Source organism: endosymbiont of unidentified scaly snail isolate Monju (assembly GCF_000801295.1).
In the GTDB taxonomy this organism is placed as follows: Bacteria; Pseudomonadota; Gammaproteobacteria; order Chromatiales; family Chromatiaceae; genus MONJU.
In genome coordinates this window covers 2,432,930-2,450,429 of the sequence record NZ_AP012978.1, presented here as the reverse complement: position 1 = coordinate 2,450,429, position 17,500 = coordinate 2,432,930, and the positions used below count along the sequence as shown (strand labels likewise).

Genomic DNA, 17,500 nt, shown 5'->3' with positions numbered 1-17,500 from the left:
TCCGGCTCCTGGTCAAGACATTTGAATCAACTCCACGCCTTCGGGCAGGTTGCTGTCATCGATGGATACTACGTAGTCAGAGAACTGGTGTGGCACGGCCACGTCTTCCTTGCGCCCCACCTGTATCCGGTCGAACAGATCGTGGGCATGGGCGTTGCCCAGCTTGCTGTTGTGCTTGAACACATAGAGCCCGCGTGTGGCCATCTCGCCACGGGCGGCGGAGTGATCGTGTTCGAACATGTTGCACAGCGCTTCCCAGAGCAGCTTCAGGTCTTCTTCCGAGAAGCCGGTCTGGCAGGCCAGCGGTGCGGAGACGAAGCCGTGAGCGCGATAGAGGCCATAGGGGACGGTGTGCTTGCGGCCCATGGTGCGGTTGTCGCCATCCTGTTTTTCGGCTTCGGCTTCGGCTTCGGCTTCGGCTTCGGCTTCGGCTTCGGCTTCGGCTTCGGCTTCGGCTTCGGCTTCGGCTTCGGCTTCGGCTTCGGCTTCGGCTTCGGCTTCGGCTTCGGCTTCGGCTTCGGCTTCGGCTTCGGCTTCGGCTTCGGCTTCGGCTTCGGCTTCGGCTTCGGCTTCGGCTTCGGCTTCGGCTTCGGCCTCGGTCGCCACCGCCATGCGGGTGATGGAGTGCTCCTGACTGAAGATCGGATCGATGGAACGGGCAAAGGTGAGCTGCACTGGGCCCCGAACCTGGCCGCAGTTCACACCTAAAGACATCACAGCACCAAAGGTGCGAATGTCATAAAAGTTATTACAGAGCCATTTTTTTGCATCTTCATTGCTTCCTTTCCCCTTGGATTTCCAGTGCCCTTTCTTGTCTTGTTCCAGTTGATCTTCGGCCTCCACTCCTTTGTAGGCACGAACATGCGTCAAATTGAGGACAGCTTTCTCCTTCACGTAAATTTCATAAGGCGGCTGCTCCTCTTTCACGAGTCCGACATAATTGCGCACCTTGCGTTTCAGACTGACATCGGTCACCAGCCCCTGTCCGGTCTCGGCATCCACGCGCGGGAGGTTGCCGGCATCGGGGTCTCCGTTGGGATTGCCTTCCTTGACATCGAACAGCAGCACGAAGTCGTAACGGTTTTCCAGGCTCATTGGTCTTCTCCTTGATTTTCTGTTTGGGATTCAGCGTTGCGTTTCTTGAAAGAATCCTGCCGCTGGTGGTAGTAGCCAATGGCGAAGCGGCCCTGGTCTTCCAGTGAGAGATGGGCGGGAAAGTCGCCGATGCCGTCGATGATCTCGCCCAGCAGGCGCTCGAACTGCACCTCCCGCCCCTTGTGCTCCAGTTTCCCCAGGTGGTGCTTGGACAGCTTGATCAGCGTCGGGAAGACCGCCACCGGTGTGCTCGATGCCGAGCCATAGTAGCGGTCGCGAATGGTGGCATTGATGCCGGGGTTGGCTTCTTCCTGAATCTTCTCCAGCACGGCGAAAAGCCGGCCCAGCCGGTAGCCGGGGTTCGTGTTGTCAGGGTCCAGTGACACGGTCAGTTCCTCCTTTCTGTCCGGGTTCGAATAACGGGTGGCGCGGTTGATGCAGCCCTTGATGAGTGCGGCGCGGGGATAGGTGACCTCTCGTTCGGCGCGGATGCGTTGCACGGCTGCCGCCAGCAAGGTTCGGGGGTAGGGTTGGCCCGCGAGTGAACCGCCCCGGATATTCCGGAGACTCCATTTCTTGAGAGGATAGAGTCTATGGATACGAGCAAGAGATATTCCCCTGAGGTCCGGGAACGGGCGGTTCGCATGGTGTTTGATCATCAGGGCGAGCATGATTCCCAATGGGCGGCGATGACCTCCATCGCGGCCAAGATCGGCTGTACGCCGGAGACGCTGCGCAAATGGGTGAGACAGGCCGAGCGTGATCAAGGACTGCGTGAGGGTCTGACGACGTCGGAGCGCGAGCGGCTCAAGGCCTTGGAACGGGAGAACCGGGAGCTGAGGCGGGCCAACGAGATTCTGAAGACGGCGTCGGCTTTTTTTGCCCAGGCGGAGCTCGACCGCAAACTGAAGAGATGATCGCGTACATCGACGATCACAGGGATCGTTACGGGGTCGAGCCGATCTGCAGCGGTGCTGCCGATCGCCCCGTCCACCTACTATGAGCACAAGGCCCGTGAGGCCGATCCACAGCGACTGCCGCGGCGATTGCAGCGGGATCGCGCCCTGTCAGACGAGATTCGACGGATCTGGGAAGAGAACTTCCAGGTGTACGGTGCCAGGAAGGTATGGCGGCAGCTCAACCGGGAAGGCATCGAGGTAGCCCGCTGCACGGTGGAACGCCTGATGCGTGTCATGGGGTTGCGGGGTGTGGTGCGAGGCCGCCGTTGCCGGACAACGATCGGCGACACGACGGCGGAACGACCACTGGACCGGGTGAAGCGGCAGTTTACTGCCACCCGCCCGAATCAGTTGTGGGTGGCGGACATTACCTACGTGGCGACTTGGACAGGGTTTGTCTATGTGGCGTTTGTCGTGGACGTCTATGCCCGACGGATCGTGGGCTGGCGTGTCTCCCGGTCGCTGAAGACCGACCTGGTGCTGGATGCGCTGGAGCAGGCGCTATGGTCGCGCCAGGACACAGAGGGCCTGGTGCACCACAGTGACCGAGGCTGTCAGTACCTGTCGGTGCGCTACACGGAGCGCCTGGCCGGGGCCGGCATTGATGCCTCGGTCGGTAGCCGAGGGGACTCCTATGACAACGCTCTGGCAGAGACGATCAACGGTCTGTACAAGGCCGAGGTTATCTACCGGCGAGGCCCCTGGAAGCATAGGGAGGCGGTCGAATATGCCACTTTGGAGTGGGTGGACTGGTTCAACCACCGGCGGCTGCTGGAGCCTATTGGCAACGTGCCACCGGCGGAGTTGGAAGCGGCGTATTATCGCCAACAGAAAGAGTCTGCCAAGGCGGCCTGACTCAAACAAAACAGTCTCCGGAATATCCGGGGCGGTTCAGATGGCGCGCAGAAAATCGCCGGCGAGTTGGGTGGGATGTTGTCGGCCTTGCCTTGGGTGGCCGTGGTCACCAGCAGGCGAAACAGCGGCAGATACTCTGGCTGCTCGGGGTGGTGAACGATGCGGATATCGGCAAAGTACCGGACGATCCGCTCGGCGAGTTCGCCCACGGTGGTGACCTGCCAGAAGCGCACGGCAATGCGAGCGGCATTGGGGGCCAGGCCCAGCACGTAGAAACGGGTCTTGTCCTCGTCGTCGGTCCAGCGGCCGGCATGCACCGAGTGGAACAATTCGCGGATTTTTTCGGTGTTTCGATCAGGGTCGTCCCTGGTCGGCTCACCGAAGATATCCACCACGTCGGTTTCCATCGAGGTGGGTTCTTCCGCCCAGAACACGGTGGAGCTGTCGCCCACCTGCAGGCGCTGGGGCGAATCTTTGCGCAGCAGGTGGTTGAGGGCGGTGGTGTAGGCGAAAGCCGGGCGTTCCCCAACAGGAGAGTTATATCCTTGCTGTTTTCGGAATGAAGCAAAGGCAGGTGTCGGGCCAGCGTTATTTGTTCCGGAAACTTTGTTATTGACCGAGACGATGTTTGACCCAGTACTTTGGGCACCCCAAACACCCTTGATAGCCGGATGCAGGCGGGCGATTCCGCGCCGGTCTCCGGTAATGAGGCAGATGCCCGAGTCGCTGTTGTCGGCGGTCGATTCTGCCAGTCGTTCTATGGCTGCCTGCACGGCCGGGCGCTGGCAGATGAGCACACTGTCACCGGCCAGGCGAAAGCTGACGTTCGGATTGGTTCGCAATGCTGTCCATGCGGGCTGTCGAATCAATGCGCGGCATTCCAGTTGGTCGAAAAAGGCAAGGATGGCCTGGATGCCGGGGTCGGATTGTGCTTCCTCGGGCAGCGCTCGTATCCGCCGGCAAAATGTCGCTTGTTGTTCCGCCACGCGTTGTGGGTCCGGTTTTTTCTGACCCGGCTTGACCTTGCGGGGAATGCCCAGAGCGTATTCGGTGTTGTCCCACAGCAGGTTGGCCGCAATGCCCGAGGCTCTTTTGACCGCCCGTGGGAGTAGATAGGCCCGCGCCTTTTTTTTTTCTGCCGCTTCCCTCGCGGGTGTCCTCGATCTGAATCAGCTTGCCCCGCATGTCGATTTCGACGATGAAGGGGATCTCCTTCCACTCGAAACCGAAAGGCGGCAGGCCGGACTGGGGATCAGCGGTTTTGCGTTGGTAGCGGCTGGGTCCTTTCTTGCGCAAGGTGCCGAGCAATCGGTCGATGGCTTCGTCCTCTTCATGCGCGTGGTAGCGCACCAGGATTTGTTCTCCGGTCTCTTCGATCAACCGAAAGCGCCGGGCCGCGGTGCGGAACTGTACCTGGAGGGTATCGCTTCTCTCTCCCTTGGGGGTGAGGCAGTCAGTGATGGCTTTTTCGTCCAGATCGCTGTCGTCATAGAACAACTGGAAAAATCGGGTGAAATTGGCGCGATCCAGCGGGCGTTCACCATGGGCGCTCAAGACAGAGATCGTTTTGGCGGCGGCACGTTGCATCACACCCGGAGGGGGCGGCTCCGGCGGCACGAAGACCACCACCTTGCCCTTTTCGAGCCGTCCTTCCCGATTGCAGCGACCGGCGGCCTGGGCAATGGAGTCCAGCCCGGCCAGGGCGCGATAGACCACGGGAAAGTCCAGATCGACACCGGCCTCCACCAGTTGGGTGCTCACTACCCGCACCGGCAACCCTTGTTGCAACTGCTGCTTGATGCTGGCGATCAGGTCGGCGCGGTGCTGGCCGCACATCAGGGCCGAGAGGTGGAGGGTGCCTCTGGGTAGCAAGGCATGCAGTTCCCGGGCATGACGCCGGGTGTTGACGACGGCCAGCACCGATTCGTGCCGGCGGATCTCATGGGCAATCGCTTCCCAGCCACGACCGGCATTCAGATCGTCGGGCAGGATGACTTGCACCCGGTCCAGTTGTTGATAGAGCGCATCGGGGTTGGGGATGATCTCACGCAAGTTGTCGATACCCCGCAAGGGGGGCTCGCCGGGCAGGCGGTTCCGGCTGTGCAGTGCCGGTTGGGTGGCGGTGGAGAGCACCACCGTTACTTTGTAGTGGTCCACCAGCAGGTTCAGCACGTCGAGAATAGGTTGCAGGAACTTCGGTGGCAGCAGCTGAGCCTCGTCCAGCACGATGACGCTGTCGATGAGGTTGTGCAGTTTGCGGCAGCGGCCGGGACGGGCGGCGAACAGGGATTCGAAGAACTGGACCGTGGTAGTGGCGATCACCGGCGCATCCCAGTTCTCGGCGGCCAGGCGGGAGCGCGCCGTTTCCCTTTCCGGGTCGAGGCTGCTGTGATGCTCGATCACCGCCTCGCCGAAGATGTTGCGGAAGATGTCGGCGGTCTGCTCGATGATGCTGGTATAGGGAATCACATGGATCACGCGTCGCTTGCCGTGCGCGATGGCATGATCCAGAGCGAAGGCCATGCCCGAGAGTGTCTTTCCGCCACCAGTGGGCACGGTGAGCGAAAAGAAACCGGGGGTCTGCCTGGCCGCATTCCGGCAGTCTTCCAGAATCTGCCGGCGCAGACGGTTGACCGGGGTGTCCGGCGCCATGCGCATCAGCGCCTCCATGTGGTCATCGAAGGCACTGCGCAGTTTGGCCAGCGCAGGGTAACCACCGCGCAGGGCCGCCTTTCCACCATCCATGAAGGCCTCGGTGTCGAGAAAGTCGGCATCCACCAGGCAGGAGAACAGCATGCGTACCCAGAACGCGAAACCCGCCCGCCCGCCGGGCACCTGGAAATCCGGCCGGCCGGTGTCGAGCAGTTGATGAGGGGCCTGGGCCAGTGCTTCATCCAGGAGTTGTTCGCGGGCCAAGCGTTCCTTCAGACTGCCGCCGGCCTCCAGCTTCGACCAGTCAGGCAGTCCCGCATGATGGCCGGCGATCAGGTAGGCCAGCACCCTTCCATGGACGCCCCATTGACGTACCGCATGGATGGCGCCCGCGGTGGAGTGATCGACCCGGCCACTGCCTTCTGCTTCCACATGGGCCTGCTCCGCATCGAACCCCGAAACATCCCGGATGTAACGCTGGAAGGCCGGGCGGTACTTGCCGAGGTCGTGCCACAGGCCTGCAGTGCCAGCCCAGTCGCCCGCGCCGAAAGCCCCGGCCAGCCGGCCAGCGATTTGCGCAACAGCCGTCAAGTGATCTTTGAGAGGGTGTACCTCCCAGGCACCATTGGCTTTTTGTTGGACATGTGCGATTGCGCCGGTGTCCTGGAGAAGCGATGCGGTTGTCCGTGTCATTCAGATCTCCAGACAGTCCGGCTTGGAATGTTGAAGCAGGCATTGCTCAGGCGGCTCACCACCCACCAACACAGGGCGAACAGAGCAATGATCAGCAACAGCATGAATCCGGGGTGTTCCATTTGGCGTCCTCCTTGATGACCTGGTTATTCTGCATCCCCTACCGGGTCATTCCGTGTCCCTGTCGTAGAGGGACAATGCCTCGCTCAGTTGTTGGTGCACGGCCTGTCGAAGGCTGTCGGGGGCCAGTACCTCGACATGCGGACCGTGGCGCAGGATGTCCATGATCAGCTCGGTGGGGTTGCTGTAGGGAAGGCGCAGTTCGAAGCGGCCGTCTTCGCGCCAGCGGGTCTGTTGTTCGGGGTGCCAGCGTTCCTGTTCCACCCAGCGGGCGCGTTGCGGGCTGAAGGCGAGCACGGCGGTGTGGCGGGCGGGGCCGGCGAAGATGCCGTAGCCGGCGTCGAAGGTGGCGTCGAGGCGTTCGGGTGAGATCTCGTTGGCGGGGCTGTCGACGGGTTCCAGTTGTTCGATGCGCTCGATGGCGAACAGACGTAGAGCCTTGCGCAGGTGGCACCAGGCTTCGAGGTACCAGTTGTCGCGGTAGCGGGTGAGCCGTTGCGGGCTGATTTCGCGCTCGGTGCTGTGGTCGCGGGAGCGATCGTGGTAGCGGATGCGCAGGCGCTGGCGGGCGAGCAGGGCCTCGGCGATGTGGGTAAGGCGGTGGCCGGGGTCGCGGGTGGCGGTGGCGATCAGGCGGATGCGCCGGTTCAGTTCATTTCCGGCGAGGTGCTGACGGGCGAGCAGCTCGTCGATGCGACTTCGCAGCGGGGCGAGCTGGGGCTCGAGCAGGCCGGGCTCGACCTGTTCCAGCTGTTGCTGCATCAGCAACAGGGCTTGCAGTTCGCTGGCGTTGAACCAGAGGCCAGGTAGTTCGAACTCGCCGCTGCGTGTGTCGTAGTAGTAGCCGTTGTGCGCGCGGTCATATTCGATGGGCGCGTGCAGGTAGAGCCGCAGGTAGCTGATGGTGCGCTTGACGGTGCGTTCCGAGCACTCCATGTCCTCGGCCAGGCGACGCAGCGGGCGCGGTCGGCGCGCGGCATCGAGCAGGTGGTGGAGCTGGTAGATGCGGTCGAAGCGGTCCATCGCTGCGCGGGGGGTTCCTCTATTCGTGTTCGCGCATCAGTTTTTCTGCTGCGCCGGGGTCGAGCTCCCAGAGCTTTTCGAGCTGGTAGTAATCCCTCACCCGTGGCTGCATCACGTGCACGATGACGCCGTTGAGGTCGATCAGCGCCCATTCGCCTTCCTGCACGCCCTCTTCACCCAGCGGTGGCTCGCCGGCCTGCTTGGCACGGAAGGCGACGGCTTCGGCGGCGGACTTGACGTGGCGGTCGGAGTTGCCCGAGGCGATCACCAGGTAATCGGCGATCACGGTGCGTCCGCGCACGTCGATGACCACGATGTCGTGGGCCTTCATGTCTTCGAGGGTGGCGACCACCAGGTCGCGCAGTGCTTCTACCTGCATTTCGTACTCGATGGAGTTGTGTCTGCACACATTCTAAACCACTCGGTAGAGGCCCTGTTCGCGTATGTAGCCCAGCACCGGGTCGGGCAGCAGGAAGGAGGGGTCGCGACCGGTGGCAATGCGCGCGCGGATGTCACTGGAGGCAATGGCGAGCTGGGTGGCCTCGATGCGTGTCAGCCCGCCATGCGGGTATGCCGCCAGCGCCTCCGGGGGGCGCAGGCGATCGGCGGTCAGGGCGGCCAGTACGGGGTCGTCGCTCAACGGCTCGCCCGGGCGGGTGAGGACTGCCAGGTGGGCCAGTTGCAGGATGCGCTCCGGGTCGCGCCAGCGCGCGAAACCCGCAAAGGCATCGCCGCCCAGCAGCAGGCACAGGGGAGTGTCGGGGTGTTCTGCGCGCAGCGAGGCGAGGGTGTCCACCATGTAGGAAGGGCCGCCCCGTGCGATTTCGCGGTCATCGACGATGAACTGCGGGTGCCCTTCGACGGCGAGGCGCAGCATGGCCAGCCGTTGCTGTGCCGTGGCCCGGGGTTGTTCGCGGTGAACTGCCTGGCCCAGCGGCAGCAGGCGCACCTCGCGCAGCCCCAGCACCTCGGCTGCGTCCAGCGCGATGCGCAGATGTCCGTGGTGAACTGGGTCGAAGGTCCCGCCGAGGATGCCGATCACGGCGCGATGCTCAGGTACGAATGTGGCCGTCGCCCACCACTACCCATTTCACCGAGGTGAGCCCTTCCAGCCCGACCGGGCCGCGGGCGTGGAACTTGTCGGTGGAGATGCCGATTTCGGCGCCCAGGCCGTATTCGAAGCCGTCGGCGAAGCGGGTCGAGGCGTTGATCATGACCGAGCTGGAGTCCACCTCGCGCAGGAAACGCCGCGCCTTGGTGATGTTCTCGGTGATGATGCTGTCGGTGTGCTGCGAGCCGTGGGTGTTGATGTGCGCGATGGCGGCATCCAGGTCTTCGACCACGCGGATTGACAGGATGGGGGCGAGGTACTCGGTGTCCCAGTCGGCATCGGTGGCCGGCACGCAGGCCTCGCCGAGAATGGCGCAGGTGGCCGGGCAGCCGCGCAGTTCCACGCCCTTCTCGCGGTAGGCCTCGGCCAGCGAGGGCAGGATGTCGTCTGCCACGGTGGCATTCACCAGCAGCGTTTCCATGGTGTTGCAGGTGCCGTAGCGCTGGGTCTTGGCGTTGAGCGCCACGTCGAAGGCCTTCTGCGGGTCGGCCTCGTCGTCGATGTAGACGTGGCAGATGCCGTCGAGGTGCTTGATCACCGGCACCCGGGCCTCGCGCGAGATGCGCTCGATCAGGCCCTTGCCGCCGCGCGGGATGATGACGTCGATGTACTCGGGCAGGGTGATCATGGCACCGACCGCGGCACGATCGGTGGTGGCGATGACCTGCACGGCATCTTCCGGCAGGCCGGCCGCGCCCAGGCCGCGGGCGATACTCGCGGCGATCGCCTGGTTGGAATGAAAGGCCTCGGAGCCGCCGCGCAGCACCGTGGCATTGCCGGCCTTGAGGCACAGGGCGGCGGCATCGGCGGTGACGTTGGGGCGCGACTCGTAGATGATGCCGACCACGCCCAGCGGTACGCGCATGCGTCCGACCTGGATGCCGGAGGGCCGGTAGTTCATGTCGAAGATCTCGCCGACCGGGTCGGGCAGGGCGGCGATCTGGCGCAGGCCCTCGATCATGGCGTCGATACGGGCTTCTGTCAGTTCCAGGCGATCGAGCAGGGCGGCGTCCAGTCCCTTGGCGCGACCGGCCTCGAGGTCTTTCCGGTTGGCCTCGGCGAGCGCGTCGCGGTGGGCGTCCAGGTCGCCGGCGATGGCCTCGAGCGCGCGGTTCTTGGCCCCGGTGTCGGCCGCGGCGAGCACGCGCGAGGCGGCGCGGGCACGCTCGCCCAGATCGCGCAGGTAGGCGTCGATGTCGTCGATGGGCTGGGTCTGTGGCATCTGCGGCTCCCGTGAGACGGCACGAAAGCACGCATTATAGCGCTCAATGCAGTTTCAGGCTGGCGCGCACCGCCTCGAAGTCGTCCAGGTTGCGCGCGAAGTAGTAGATGGCCGGCGCCACGTAGACCAGCTCGACATAGCCCTTGTCGGTGACCGTGCCATAGGCCAGCAGGCGGAAGCGGATGCCGTCGGCATTGCGGTAGTTGGCCCGCAGGCGGAAGGCCTCGTGGCCGTCCAGGCTGGCCGGGCCTTCTTCTTCGATCTCCAGGCTGGGCAGGCCATCGCTGTCGCCGGCACGCAGCTCGGCGATGAACCGGGCGCCCAGGTCCGAAGGCAGCATGTCGGGGCGCGATGTCTGTTCGATGGTGGGGAAGGCCTTGTCGTGGGGTACCGCGCGCAGCAGGATCTTCTGCAGGTCGGGGCCGTCACGCGAGACGATCAGGCCATCGGGGGTCTCGCGCCTGACCCAGTCGAGCGGCAGGGCCACGTCGTAGCGGCTGCTGCTGATCTGCCGTTGCCCGTTGTCACGGATGTGGACCCATTGACCGGCACAGCCGGCGAGCAGCAGGAAAAGGGTGATGAGGCCGAGTCGTTTCATGGCTTCTTGCCTTCGAGTCGTTCGAGATAGGACCGGATGTAGGCGCGATCACGGGCCTGCGGGGCCAGCGCCAGGTAGCGGCGCAGGTGGATGATCGCCTCGGCGGGCTGTTGGTTGCGCATGGCATGCAGGCCCAGCGCACGATGCACGGGGGCGAAGTCGGGGGCTTTCTCCAGGCAGCGCTGCCAGGCGGCGAGCGCCTTTTTCTCGTCGCCGTCTTCTCCGCGCAGGCGGTAGGCCTCGCCGAGGTGGAAATCGGCCTCGGGTGGATAGTCGCTGCGGCGTTGCGGGTCTTCCAGTATCAGGATCAGGCGCTTGTAATCGGCTTCGTCGAGGTATTGCGCCAGCAGGAGCCCGCGCAGGCGCGCGATGTGCCGGGCGAACGCAGACTCGCCGATCTCGCCGCCGTCGGTGACCGGTTCGGCCAGTCGGTTCAGGGTCTCGATGCGCTCGCTCAGGCGCGGGTGGCTGGAATACAGGAAGGGTTGGTCGATATCCAGGGCATCGACCTCCTCGCGCATCAGGCGAAAGACCTCGGGCGCCTGGTGCGGGTCGTAACCGGCCTCGGTCAGACGCCGGAAGCCGCCCTGATCGGCGGCGCGTTCCAGGTCCTGCGAATAGCCCGACATGGCGCCGAGCATCAGCAGTTGCCCTGAAAAGGGGATGCCGGTGAGTACCGTGGTGGCAATGCCGGCCACGGCCAGGGTGTCGATGTTCTCGCGCTGGCGCAGGCTGTGCTGCTCGATGAAGTGGGTGGCCTCGTGGCCGAGCACCATGGCCAGCTGTGCCTCGTTGCGCATGCGTGCCAGCAGGCCCAGATTGATGTAGATGCTGCCGTTGGGCAGGGCGAAGGCGTTGAGTGCCGAGGAGCGCGCGATGTGTACGTGCAGGGTGCCGCGAAACTCGGGGAACAGGCGGTCCATGATCGATTGCACATAGGCCTGGGTCTCGGCATCCTCGAGCAGCAGCCCCTTGTTGCGCAGCGAGCGGTCGATCTGTGCGGCCTCGTGCCAGCGTCGTTGCTGGGCGTCGCTGAGCTGGCGGGTGTCGGCCGCGCCCCGCAGGTCGCGTACCGGCCCGCTGTTGCAGGCGGCGAGCAGGGCGATCAACGGCAACAGGCTAGCCCGAATGTTGCACCGGGATCCCGAGAGCCGGCGGAATTCGCAGCCGCTGTGGCTTGGTTTTCACTCAAGCGATAGCCTGCGCTATCGCTTGAGTGAAAACCAAGCCACAGCGAGCGAGAAACCGCCGGAATCGGGATAGAACAACGCGGGGGACAAACTGTAACCGGCGGCTGGCCTCCCTTTTTGCCATTTTTGCTTGATCATTCAGCCTCTTAGGGCTAGAGCGTTGTTCGACCGGTGAAATATTCGGGCTAGGCGCGCGAGGCATCATTCGCTCCGCGCGAACTGGCGGTAGGCCTCGATGCCGGGATAGCCGGCGAACAGGGTGTCGAGCACCTTGCGAACGTCTTCTGCCTCGAGCAACGAGGTGTCGTCACCGCGCAGGTAGGTGTTCATCCACAGCAGATCGCCGCTGTGCAGGTCGACCAGCGCCACCGAGACGAAGGTATGCCCCAGCGGCACGGCCACGCCGAGCGCGGCCAGGCCGATCATCAGTGCCTTGCGCCCGGCAGTGGTGTGCACGTCCTCGCCGAGGACCAGCAGGGCGCGGTCGGCACCGGTGTGCTCGGCCAGGGGCGCCAGCCCGGGCCCCAGGCTGTAGTCGAAGTGCCGGGCCTTGTGTGCCCAGGCCGGGCCGCCGAGCCGGTTCATCAGGAAGGCGTCGGCCCAGACCAGCTTGGCGAGCTTGTTGTGTTCTTCGACCTGCTGCGCCAGCTCCGGGTCGAGATCAGTGGGCAGGGGCTGGAGTTCGCGTGCCCTCAACAGTGTGGCGCCGCGCGCCAGCAGTTGCTGCCGCAACAGGCCGCGCGCGGTATCAGTCCATGCCGGGACCACTTCGCTGAGTCCGGAGGCACTCATCTCCTTGATCTCGACATCGATTGGCAGCAACAGGACCCGGCCGCCGCCAGTGACCAGCTCGGGGTGATCGAGCACGCGTTCGTTGACGCGCTGTTCGGGCAGGGTCTGGCAACCGCCGAGCAGGGCGGCGACCAGCAGGAAAGGGAGCAGGAAACGGATCATGATCAGGCCTTCCGGCATCGGCATGAGATGGATTCTGCCAAAGGCCTCGGCGTGGTGTCAGCCGGTCGCCTGTCGCTCCCTTGCGTCACCAGCGGCCAGGGCCGGGTGCCCTATGAAACGGTGTTTTCCTCGCTTCCCTGGTCATGGGGAGGTGCTTGATCAGAGGTCCCCGGGCGACGCTGGTGCCGGTGACGCCGCCAGGCGTGCCAGCCGAACAGGCGCATCACCGGGCCGGCGAGCAGGGTGAACAGGTTGTGCCCGGCCTCGATGCGTGCCAGCTCGTGGAACAGCCAGTCCCAGTGCCTGCGCGGCGCGCCTTCGTGCAGACGGCGCAGGCCGCCGTTGCCGTCCGGGCTGGGCAGGTAGCCGTGGCGGTAGGCGAAGTCGTGGACCAGGCTGGGCACCAGCAGGGGGCCGGAGGGCGGGATCAGTGGCCAGAGCAGGCGCGGTGCCGAGGCGCCGTCGGTGACGAAGCCGGCCGGCAGTACGATGGACGTGCCGTCGGGCAGGGTATAGGTCCAGTCCTGTTCGAGACGCCAGCGGCGGCGTGTGCTGAGCCAGGCGAAGGTGCAGCGCCAGAAGCCGGGTTGGCGGACCACCGGCAGGCTGACCGGAACCAGTGGCGGCATGGCCTCAGGCATGGGCGATGCGTGCGGTGATGCGTTCCAGTTGCAGCCAGGGGTCGAGCGGATCGGCGCCCTTGACCGCGCAATCGGCCTGCTGGCAGTCGCTGAGCAGGGCCAGCCATTGTGCGGGCCGCAGGCGGGATACCGCGCGGCGCAGCAGTGGCTTGCGCTTGTCCCAGACCTTGGCGCGGGTCAGGGCATGGTCGATGCTCACGCCCCGGGCAGCGGCGATGGCGATCCCGGCGAGCTGGGCGATCTCGCGATGCAGGGCCCACAGCACCACGGCAGCGGCAGTGCCTTCGCCGCGCAGCCCTTCGAGGATACGCAGGGCACGCCCGGTTTCGCCGCGCAGCGCGGTATCGACCAGTTCGAATACGTCGTAGCGGGCGCTGTCGGCGACCGCGCCGAGCAGGGCCTCGGCATCGAGCGGTCCCGGGCCGTGCAACAGCAGCAGCTTGTCGATCTCCTGGCGGGCGGCGAGCAGGTTGCCCTCGACGCGGTCGGCCAGCAGCTGCACCGCTTCGCGGGTCGGCTGCAGGCCGGCAGTGCGCAGGCGTTGTTCGATCCAGCGCGGCAGCTCGCGTGGACCGATCGGCCAGATCTGCACCACCGCGCCGAGTTTTTCGATCGCCTTGAACCACTTGGCGGATTGCTGCTGGCGATCGAGCCTGGGCAGGGTGAGCAGCAACAGGGTGTCGGGCGGCGGATCGGCGCAGTAGTCGGCGAGCGCCTTGCCGCCCTCGCGCCCCGGCTTGCCCGAGGGCAGGCGCAGGTCGATGAGCTTTTTCTCGGCGAACAGCGAGAAGCTGGCCGCTTCGGCAGTGAGCCCGTTCCAGTCGAAGCCGGGGCCGGCCTCGATCACCTCGCGCTGGGCGAAGCCGGCGGCGCGTGCGGCGGCGCGGATGGCATCGGCTGCCTCGCCGCTCTGCAGCGGTTCGTCGCCGGTGACCAGGTAGACCGGCAGCAGGGGCTTGCGCAGGTGGCTCTCGAGCTGTTCGAGCCGCAGGCGCATGGCGTCTCAACGGGCGGCAAGCTGCCGGATCAGTTGCCGTAACAGCTCGCGGCGCATCGCTTCGCGCAGGCGGCGTTCCTCACGCTGGCGCGCCAGCAGCTCGTTGCCCGGTTGCAGCAGGATGCGGGTGACCCGCAGGGTCTGTTGGGGTGTGGTCTGGCCGCCACTGCGCAGTGAATAGCGCAGCATCTCGCTCAGTTCGTACTCGGCGGCGCGGTTGCGTGCGTCCAGGCTGAGCAGACGGCGCTCGCTGCGCGCATCGGCGATGCGCAACACGCTGCCCGCGCCGTCCGCGCGCTCATCCAGGCGCACGCCGGCCTCGCGCAGTTGGCGGCGCAGTTTGCGTCCCAGATCCGAGTAGGGGTCCACCCCGACGAGCTGCAACGGTTGGGGCAGGTGGCCCAGGTCGGTGCGAGCGCCGCGCGGCTGGAAGCCGCAGGCGGTCAACAGCAGGGCCAGCACCAGCAGCAGCGACAGGCGAGAGGCGGGAAGGATCATGGCGGGCCCCTAGTTGGCGACGATGTTGACCAGCTTGCCGGGCACCACGATGACCTTGCGCACCGTCTTGCCTTCGATGAAGCGGGCGACGTTCTCGTTGGCCTGCGCCGCTGCCTCGATGCGCTCGCGGTCGGCCTCGGCCGGTACCTGCACGCGGCCGCGCACCTTGCCGTTGACCTGCACCACCAGCTCGATGGTGTCACAGGCCAGCGCCTCCTCGTCCACCTGCGGCCAGCCGGCGCCGAGGATGTCCTCGCCATAACCCAGTTCGCGCCACAGGTGGTGGGTGATGTGCGGTGCGATCGGTGCGAGCAGGCGCAGCACGATGCCGATACCCTCGCGCAGCACGGCGTTGCCGGCCGGGGTGTCGTCCAGCTTGTTGAGCACGTTGACCATGCTCATGCAGGCCGAGACCACGGTGTTGAACTGGTGACGCTCGTAGTCGAACAGGGCCTTCTGCAGTTGCCGGTGCAGCTCCAGGCGTGCTTCGCGCACCGTGTCATCGGGCGTGCCGGGCTCGCCAGCGCCGGCCAGGCGTGAGGCCAGGTTCCACAGTCGCTTGAGGAAGCGGTGTGCGCCCTCCACGCCGGCGTCGGACCATTCCAGCGACTGTTCCGGCGGGGCGGTGAACATGGTGTAGAGACGTACCGTGTCGGCGCCGTAGCGGTCGATCAGTGCCTGCGGGTCCACGCCATTGTTCTTGGACTTGGACATCTTCTCGACCCCGCCGGGGGTGACCGGCTGGCCGTCGGCCTTGAGCACCGCGCGCACCACCCGGCCCCGTTCGTCGCGCTCGACCTCGACGTCGGCCGGGTTGAACCATTCCTTTGAGCCGTCGGGGTTCTCGCGGTACCAGGTCTCTGCCACCACCATGCCCTGGGTGAGCAGACGGGTGAAGGGCTCGTCGTTGTCGACCAGTCCCTCGTCGCGCATCAGCTTGTTGAAGAAGCGGGCATAGAGCAGGTGCAGGATGGCGTGCTCGATGCCGCCAATGTACTGGTCCACCGGCAGCCAGTACTTCGCGCGCTCGTCGAGCATGGCCTGGTCGTTGTCGGCGCAGCAGTAGCGGGCGTAGTACCAGCTCGATTCGACGAAGGTGTCGAAGGTGTCGGTTTCGCGCCGGTCGCCGCCCGGCAGTTCGTAGAACTCGGGCATCTTCTTCAGCGGCGAGCCCGAGCCGTCCACGATCACGTCTTCGGGCAGGCGTACCGGCAGCTCGGTGGCCGGTGCCACCGAGCCGTCGGCCTTGCGGATCACCGGGATGGGGCAGCCCCAGTAGCGCTGGCGCGACACGCCCCAGTCGCGCAGCCGGTAGTTGATCTGCCGGCCGCCCTTGCCGTGCTGTTCCAGCCAGGCGGCGACCGCGTCGAAGGCCGCTTCGGAGGTCAGTCCGTCGAAGGGCGACGAGTCGGCGAGCACGCCCTTCTCGACATAGGCGGCCTCCTCGATGCCGCAGTCCTGTCCGTTGGGGCAGAAGATCACCTGTTTCTTGGGGATGCCGTATTTCTCCGCGAACTCCCAGTCGCGCTGGTCGTGCGCGGGCACGGCCATCACCGCGCCGGTGCCATAGCTCATGAGCACGAAGTTGGCGGCATACACCGGAACGCGCTCACCGCTGATCGGGTGCACCGCGTCGATGCCCAGCGGGTGGCCCTTCTTCTCCATGGTCTCCAGCTCGGCCTCGGAGACTCCGCCGCGGCGGCATTCCTCGATGAAGGCGGCCAGTTGCGGGTCGTTCTCGGCCGCCCGCTTCGCCAGCGGGTGCTCGGCGGCCACCGCCATGTAGGTCACACCCATGATGGTGTCGGGGCGGGTAGTGAAGATCTCCAGGGTCTCGTCGGAGTCGGCAATGCCGAACACCGCGCGCACGCCCTCGGAACGGCCGATCCAGTTGCGTTGCTGGGTGATCACTGCCTCGGGCCAACCGCCCTTCAGGCCGTCCAGCCCGTCGAGCAGTTCCTGGGCATAGTCGGTGATGCGCAGGAACCATTGCTCGATGTCGCGTTTCTCCACCAGGGCGCCCGAGCGCCAGCCGCGGCCGTCGATCACCTGCTCGTTGGCCAGCACCGTCTGGTCCACCGGGTCCCAGTTGACCGTGGCGGTCTTGCGGTAGACCAGGCCCTTCTCCATCAGGCGGGTGAACAGCCATTGTTCCCACCGGTAATAGTCGGGGTCGCAGGTGGCCAGCTCGCGGTCCCAGTCGTAGCCGAAGCCCAGGCGCTGCAGCTGGCCCTTCATGTAGGCGATGTTCTCGCGGGTCCACTTTGCCGGCGGTACACCATTTTTTATGGCGGCGTTCTCGGCCGGCAGGCCGAAGGCGTCCCAGCCCATGGGCTGGAGCACGTTCTTGCCGAGCATGCGCTGATAGCGGGCGATCACATCGCCGATGGTGTAGTTGCGCACATGCCCCATGTGCAGCCGTCCCGAGGGGTAGGGGAACATCGAGAGGCAGTAGAACTTCTCGCGGTTCGGGTCCTCGACGGCCTTGAAGGTCTGGTGGCGTGCCCAGTATTCCTGGGCGTCGCGTTCGATTTCCTGCGGTTGATACGAGGCTTGCATGGGTCGGAGTTCGGGATGACGAAATTGGCCGTAAGGATACCGCAAAACGGCATTTCGCATGGCAGGTGCCGGCTTGTTTATTTGGATCAATGTTCCGCTCGGCTTTGTTGCGTCCACTTGACAGATGTCAAGTGCGGCCAGGCGCTTTTGCACTAGTTTCAGTATTCAACGATACGTTGATAGAGGTGGCGCCATGAGCGGGGCCGATCCTGAACGAAGAGGGCTGTTGCGTGGAAGGGAAGCCGCGCTGCCCTTCCCTCCCTGGTCGGCGGTCGATTTCACCGAGCGTTGTGATCGTTGCGATGCCTGCTCCATGCCTGCGAGACCGGGGTG

General features: G+C 65.1%; 13 protein-coding genes, 3 pseudogenes and 1 other annotated feature. Of the genes and pseudogenes, 1 reads left to right on the top strand and 15 read right to left on the bottom strand.

The window, feature by feature from the left end:
• Positions 1–12: 12 nt before the first annotated feature.
• Positions 13–1,095 (bottom strand): type I-C CRISPR-associated protein Cas7/Csd2, encoded by a 1,083-nt coding sequence (cas7c, locus tag EBS_RS13325; RefSeq protein ID WP_043108873.1) that lies wholly within the window; start codon positions 1,093–1,095, stop codon positions 13–15.
• Positions 1,092–1,754: a type I-C CRISPR-associated protein Cas8c/Csd1 gene (cas8c, locus tag EBS_RS11845; protein WP_408065672.1), complete on the bottom strand. Its 663-nt coding sequence runs from the start codon at positions 1,752–1,754 to the stop codon at positions 1,092–1,094. Before cas8c (EBS_RS11845) ends, cas7c begins: the two co-directional genes overlap by 4 nt.
• Between cas8c (EBS_RS11845) and EBS_RS11835 the strand changes: the two are divergent.
• A pseudogene (locus EBS_RS11835) lies at positions 1,689–2,909 on the top strand (IS3 family transposase). The gene cas8c (EBS_RS11845) and the pseudogene EBS_RS11835 sit on opposite strands and share 66 nt — an antisense overlap.
• Positions 1,967–2,084 (top strand) — a sequence feature (AL1L pseudoknot). It overlaps the preceding pseudogene by 118 nt.
• On the opposite strand, the pseudogene cas8c (EBS_RS13765) reads toward EBS_RS11835, so the two are convergent.
• From cas8c (EBS_RS13765) to leuS, 13 genes and pseudogenes are all read right to left on the bottom strand, one after another.
• A pseudogene (gene cas8c, locus EBS_RS13765) lies at positions 2,873–4,000 on the bottom strand (type I-C CRISPR-associated protein Cas8c/Csd1); the annotation flags it as partial. The pseudogenes EBS_RS11835 and cas8c (EBS_RS13765) overlap by 37 nt on opposite strands.
• Positions 4,001–4,568: 568 nt before the next feature.
• Positions 4,569–6,254: pseudogene (locus EBS_RS14680) on the bottom strand (CRISPR-associated endonuclease Cas3''); the annotation flags it as partial.
• Between the two features lie 168 nt (positions 6,255–6,422).
• Positions 6,423–7,397 (bottom strand): helix-turn-helix transcriptional regulator, encoded by a 975-nt coding sequence (locus EBS_RS11820; protein WP_043108870.1) that lies wholly within the window; start codon positions 7,395–7,397, stop codon positions 6,423–6,425.
• 19 nt (positions 7,398–7,416) lie between these two features.
• Positions 7,417–7,776, bottom strand: coding sequence for a ribosome silencing factor (rsfS, locus tag EBS_RS11815; protein ID WP_043108868.1), 360 nt, complete (start codon positions 7,774–7,776; stop codon positions 7,417–7,419).
• 33 nt (positions 7,777–7,809) lie between these two features.
• Complete coding sequence (nadD, locus tag EBS_RS11810) at positions 7,810–8,439, bottom strand: nicotinate-nucleotide adenylyltransferase (RefSeq protein WP_043108867.1); 630 nt, start codon at positions 8,437–8,439, stop codon at positions 7,810–7,812.
• Positions 8,440–8,449: 10 nt separating this feature from the next.
• Entirely contained in the window at positions 8,450–9,730 is a 1,281-nt protein-coding gene (locus EBS_RS11805; RefSeq protein WP_043108866.1) for a glutamate-5-semialdehyde dehydrogenase, read from the bottom strand.
• A gap of 43 nt (positions 9,731–9,773) precedes the next feature.
• Positions 9,774–10,328 carry a hypothetical protein gene (locus tag EBS_RS11800; RefSeq protein WP_043108865.1) on the bottom strand — a complete coding sequence of 185 codons (555 nt, stop codon included), beginning with the start codon at positions 10,326–10,328 and terminating at the stop codon, positions 9,774–9,776.
• On the bottom strand, positions 10,325–11,443 hold the full coding sequence (locus tag EBS_RS11795) for a M48 family metallopeptidase (RefSeq protein WP_148307755.1): 1,119 nt from the start codon (positions 11,441–11,443) through the stop codon (positions 10,325–10,327). Before EBS_RS11795 ends, EBS_RS11800 begins: the two co-directional genes overlap by 4 nt.
• 276 nt (positions 11,444–11,719) lie before the next feature.
• Positions 11,720–12,496, bottom strand: a complete 777-nt coding sequence (locus tag EBS_RS13185; protein WP_052199564.1) for a hypothetical protein — start codon at positions 12,494–12,496, stop codon at positions 11,720–11,722.
• 86 nt (positions 12,497–12,582) lie between these two features.
• Entirely contained in the window at positions 12,583–13,113 is a 531-nt protein-coding gene (locus tag EBS_RS11785) for a DUF1353 domain-containing protein (RefSeq protein ID WP_052199563.1), read from the bottom strand.
• On the bottom strand, positions 13,106–14,110 hold the full coding sequence (gene holA / locus EBS_RS11780) for a DNA polymerase III subunit delta (protein ID WP_043108863.1): 1,005 nt from the start codon (positions 14,108–14,110) through the stop codon (positions 13,106–13,108). Before holA ends, EBS_RS11785 begins: the two co-directional genes overlap by 8 nt.
• A gap of 6 nt (positions 14,111–14,116) precedes the next feature.
• The gene (locus tag EBS_RS11775) at positions 14,117–14,608 is read right to left on the bottom strand and encodes an LPS-assembly lipoprotein LptE (protein WP_043108861.1); all 492 of its coding nucleotides are present in this window, start codon (positions 14,606–14,608) and stop codon (positions 14,117–14,119) included.
• A 9-nt stretch (positions 14,609–14,617) separates the two neighbouring features.
• The gene (gene leuS / locus EBS_RS11770) at positions 14,618–17,167 is read right to left on the bottom strand and encodes a leucine--tRNA ligase (RefSeq protein WP_043108860.1); all 2,550 of its coding nucleotides are present in this window, start codon (positions 17,165–17,167) and stop codon (positions 14,618–14,620) included.
• Positions 17,168–17,500 lie beyond the last annotated feature (333 nt).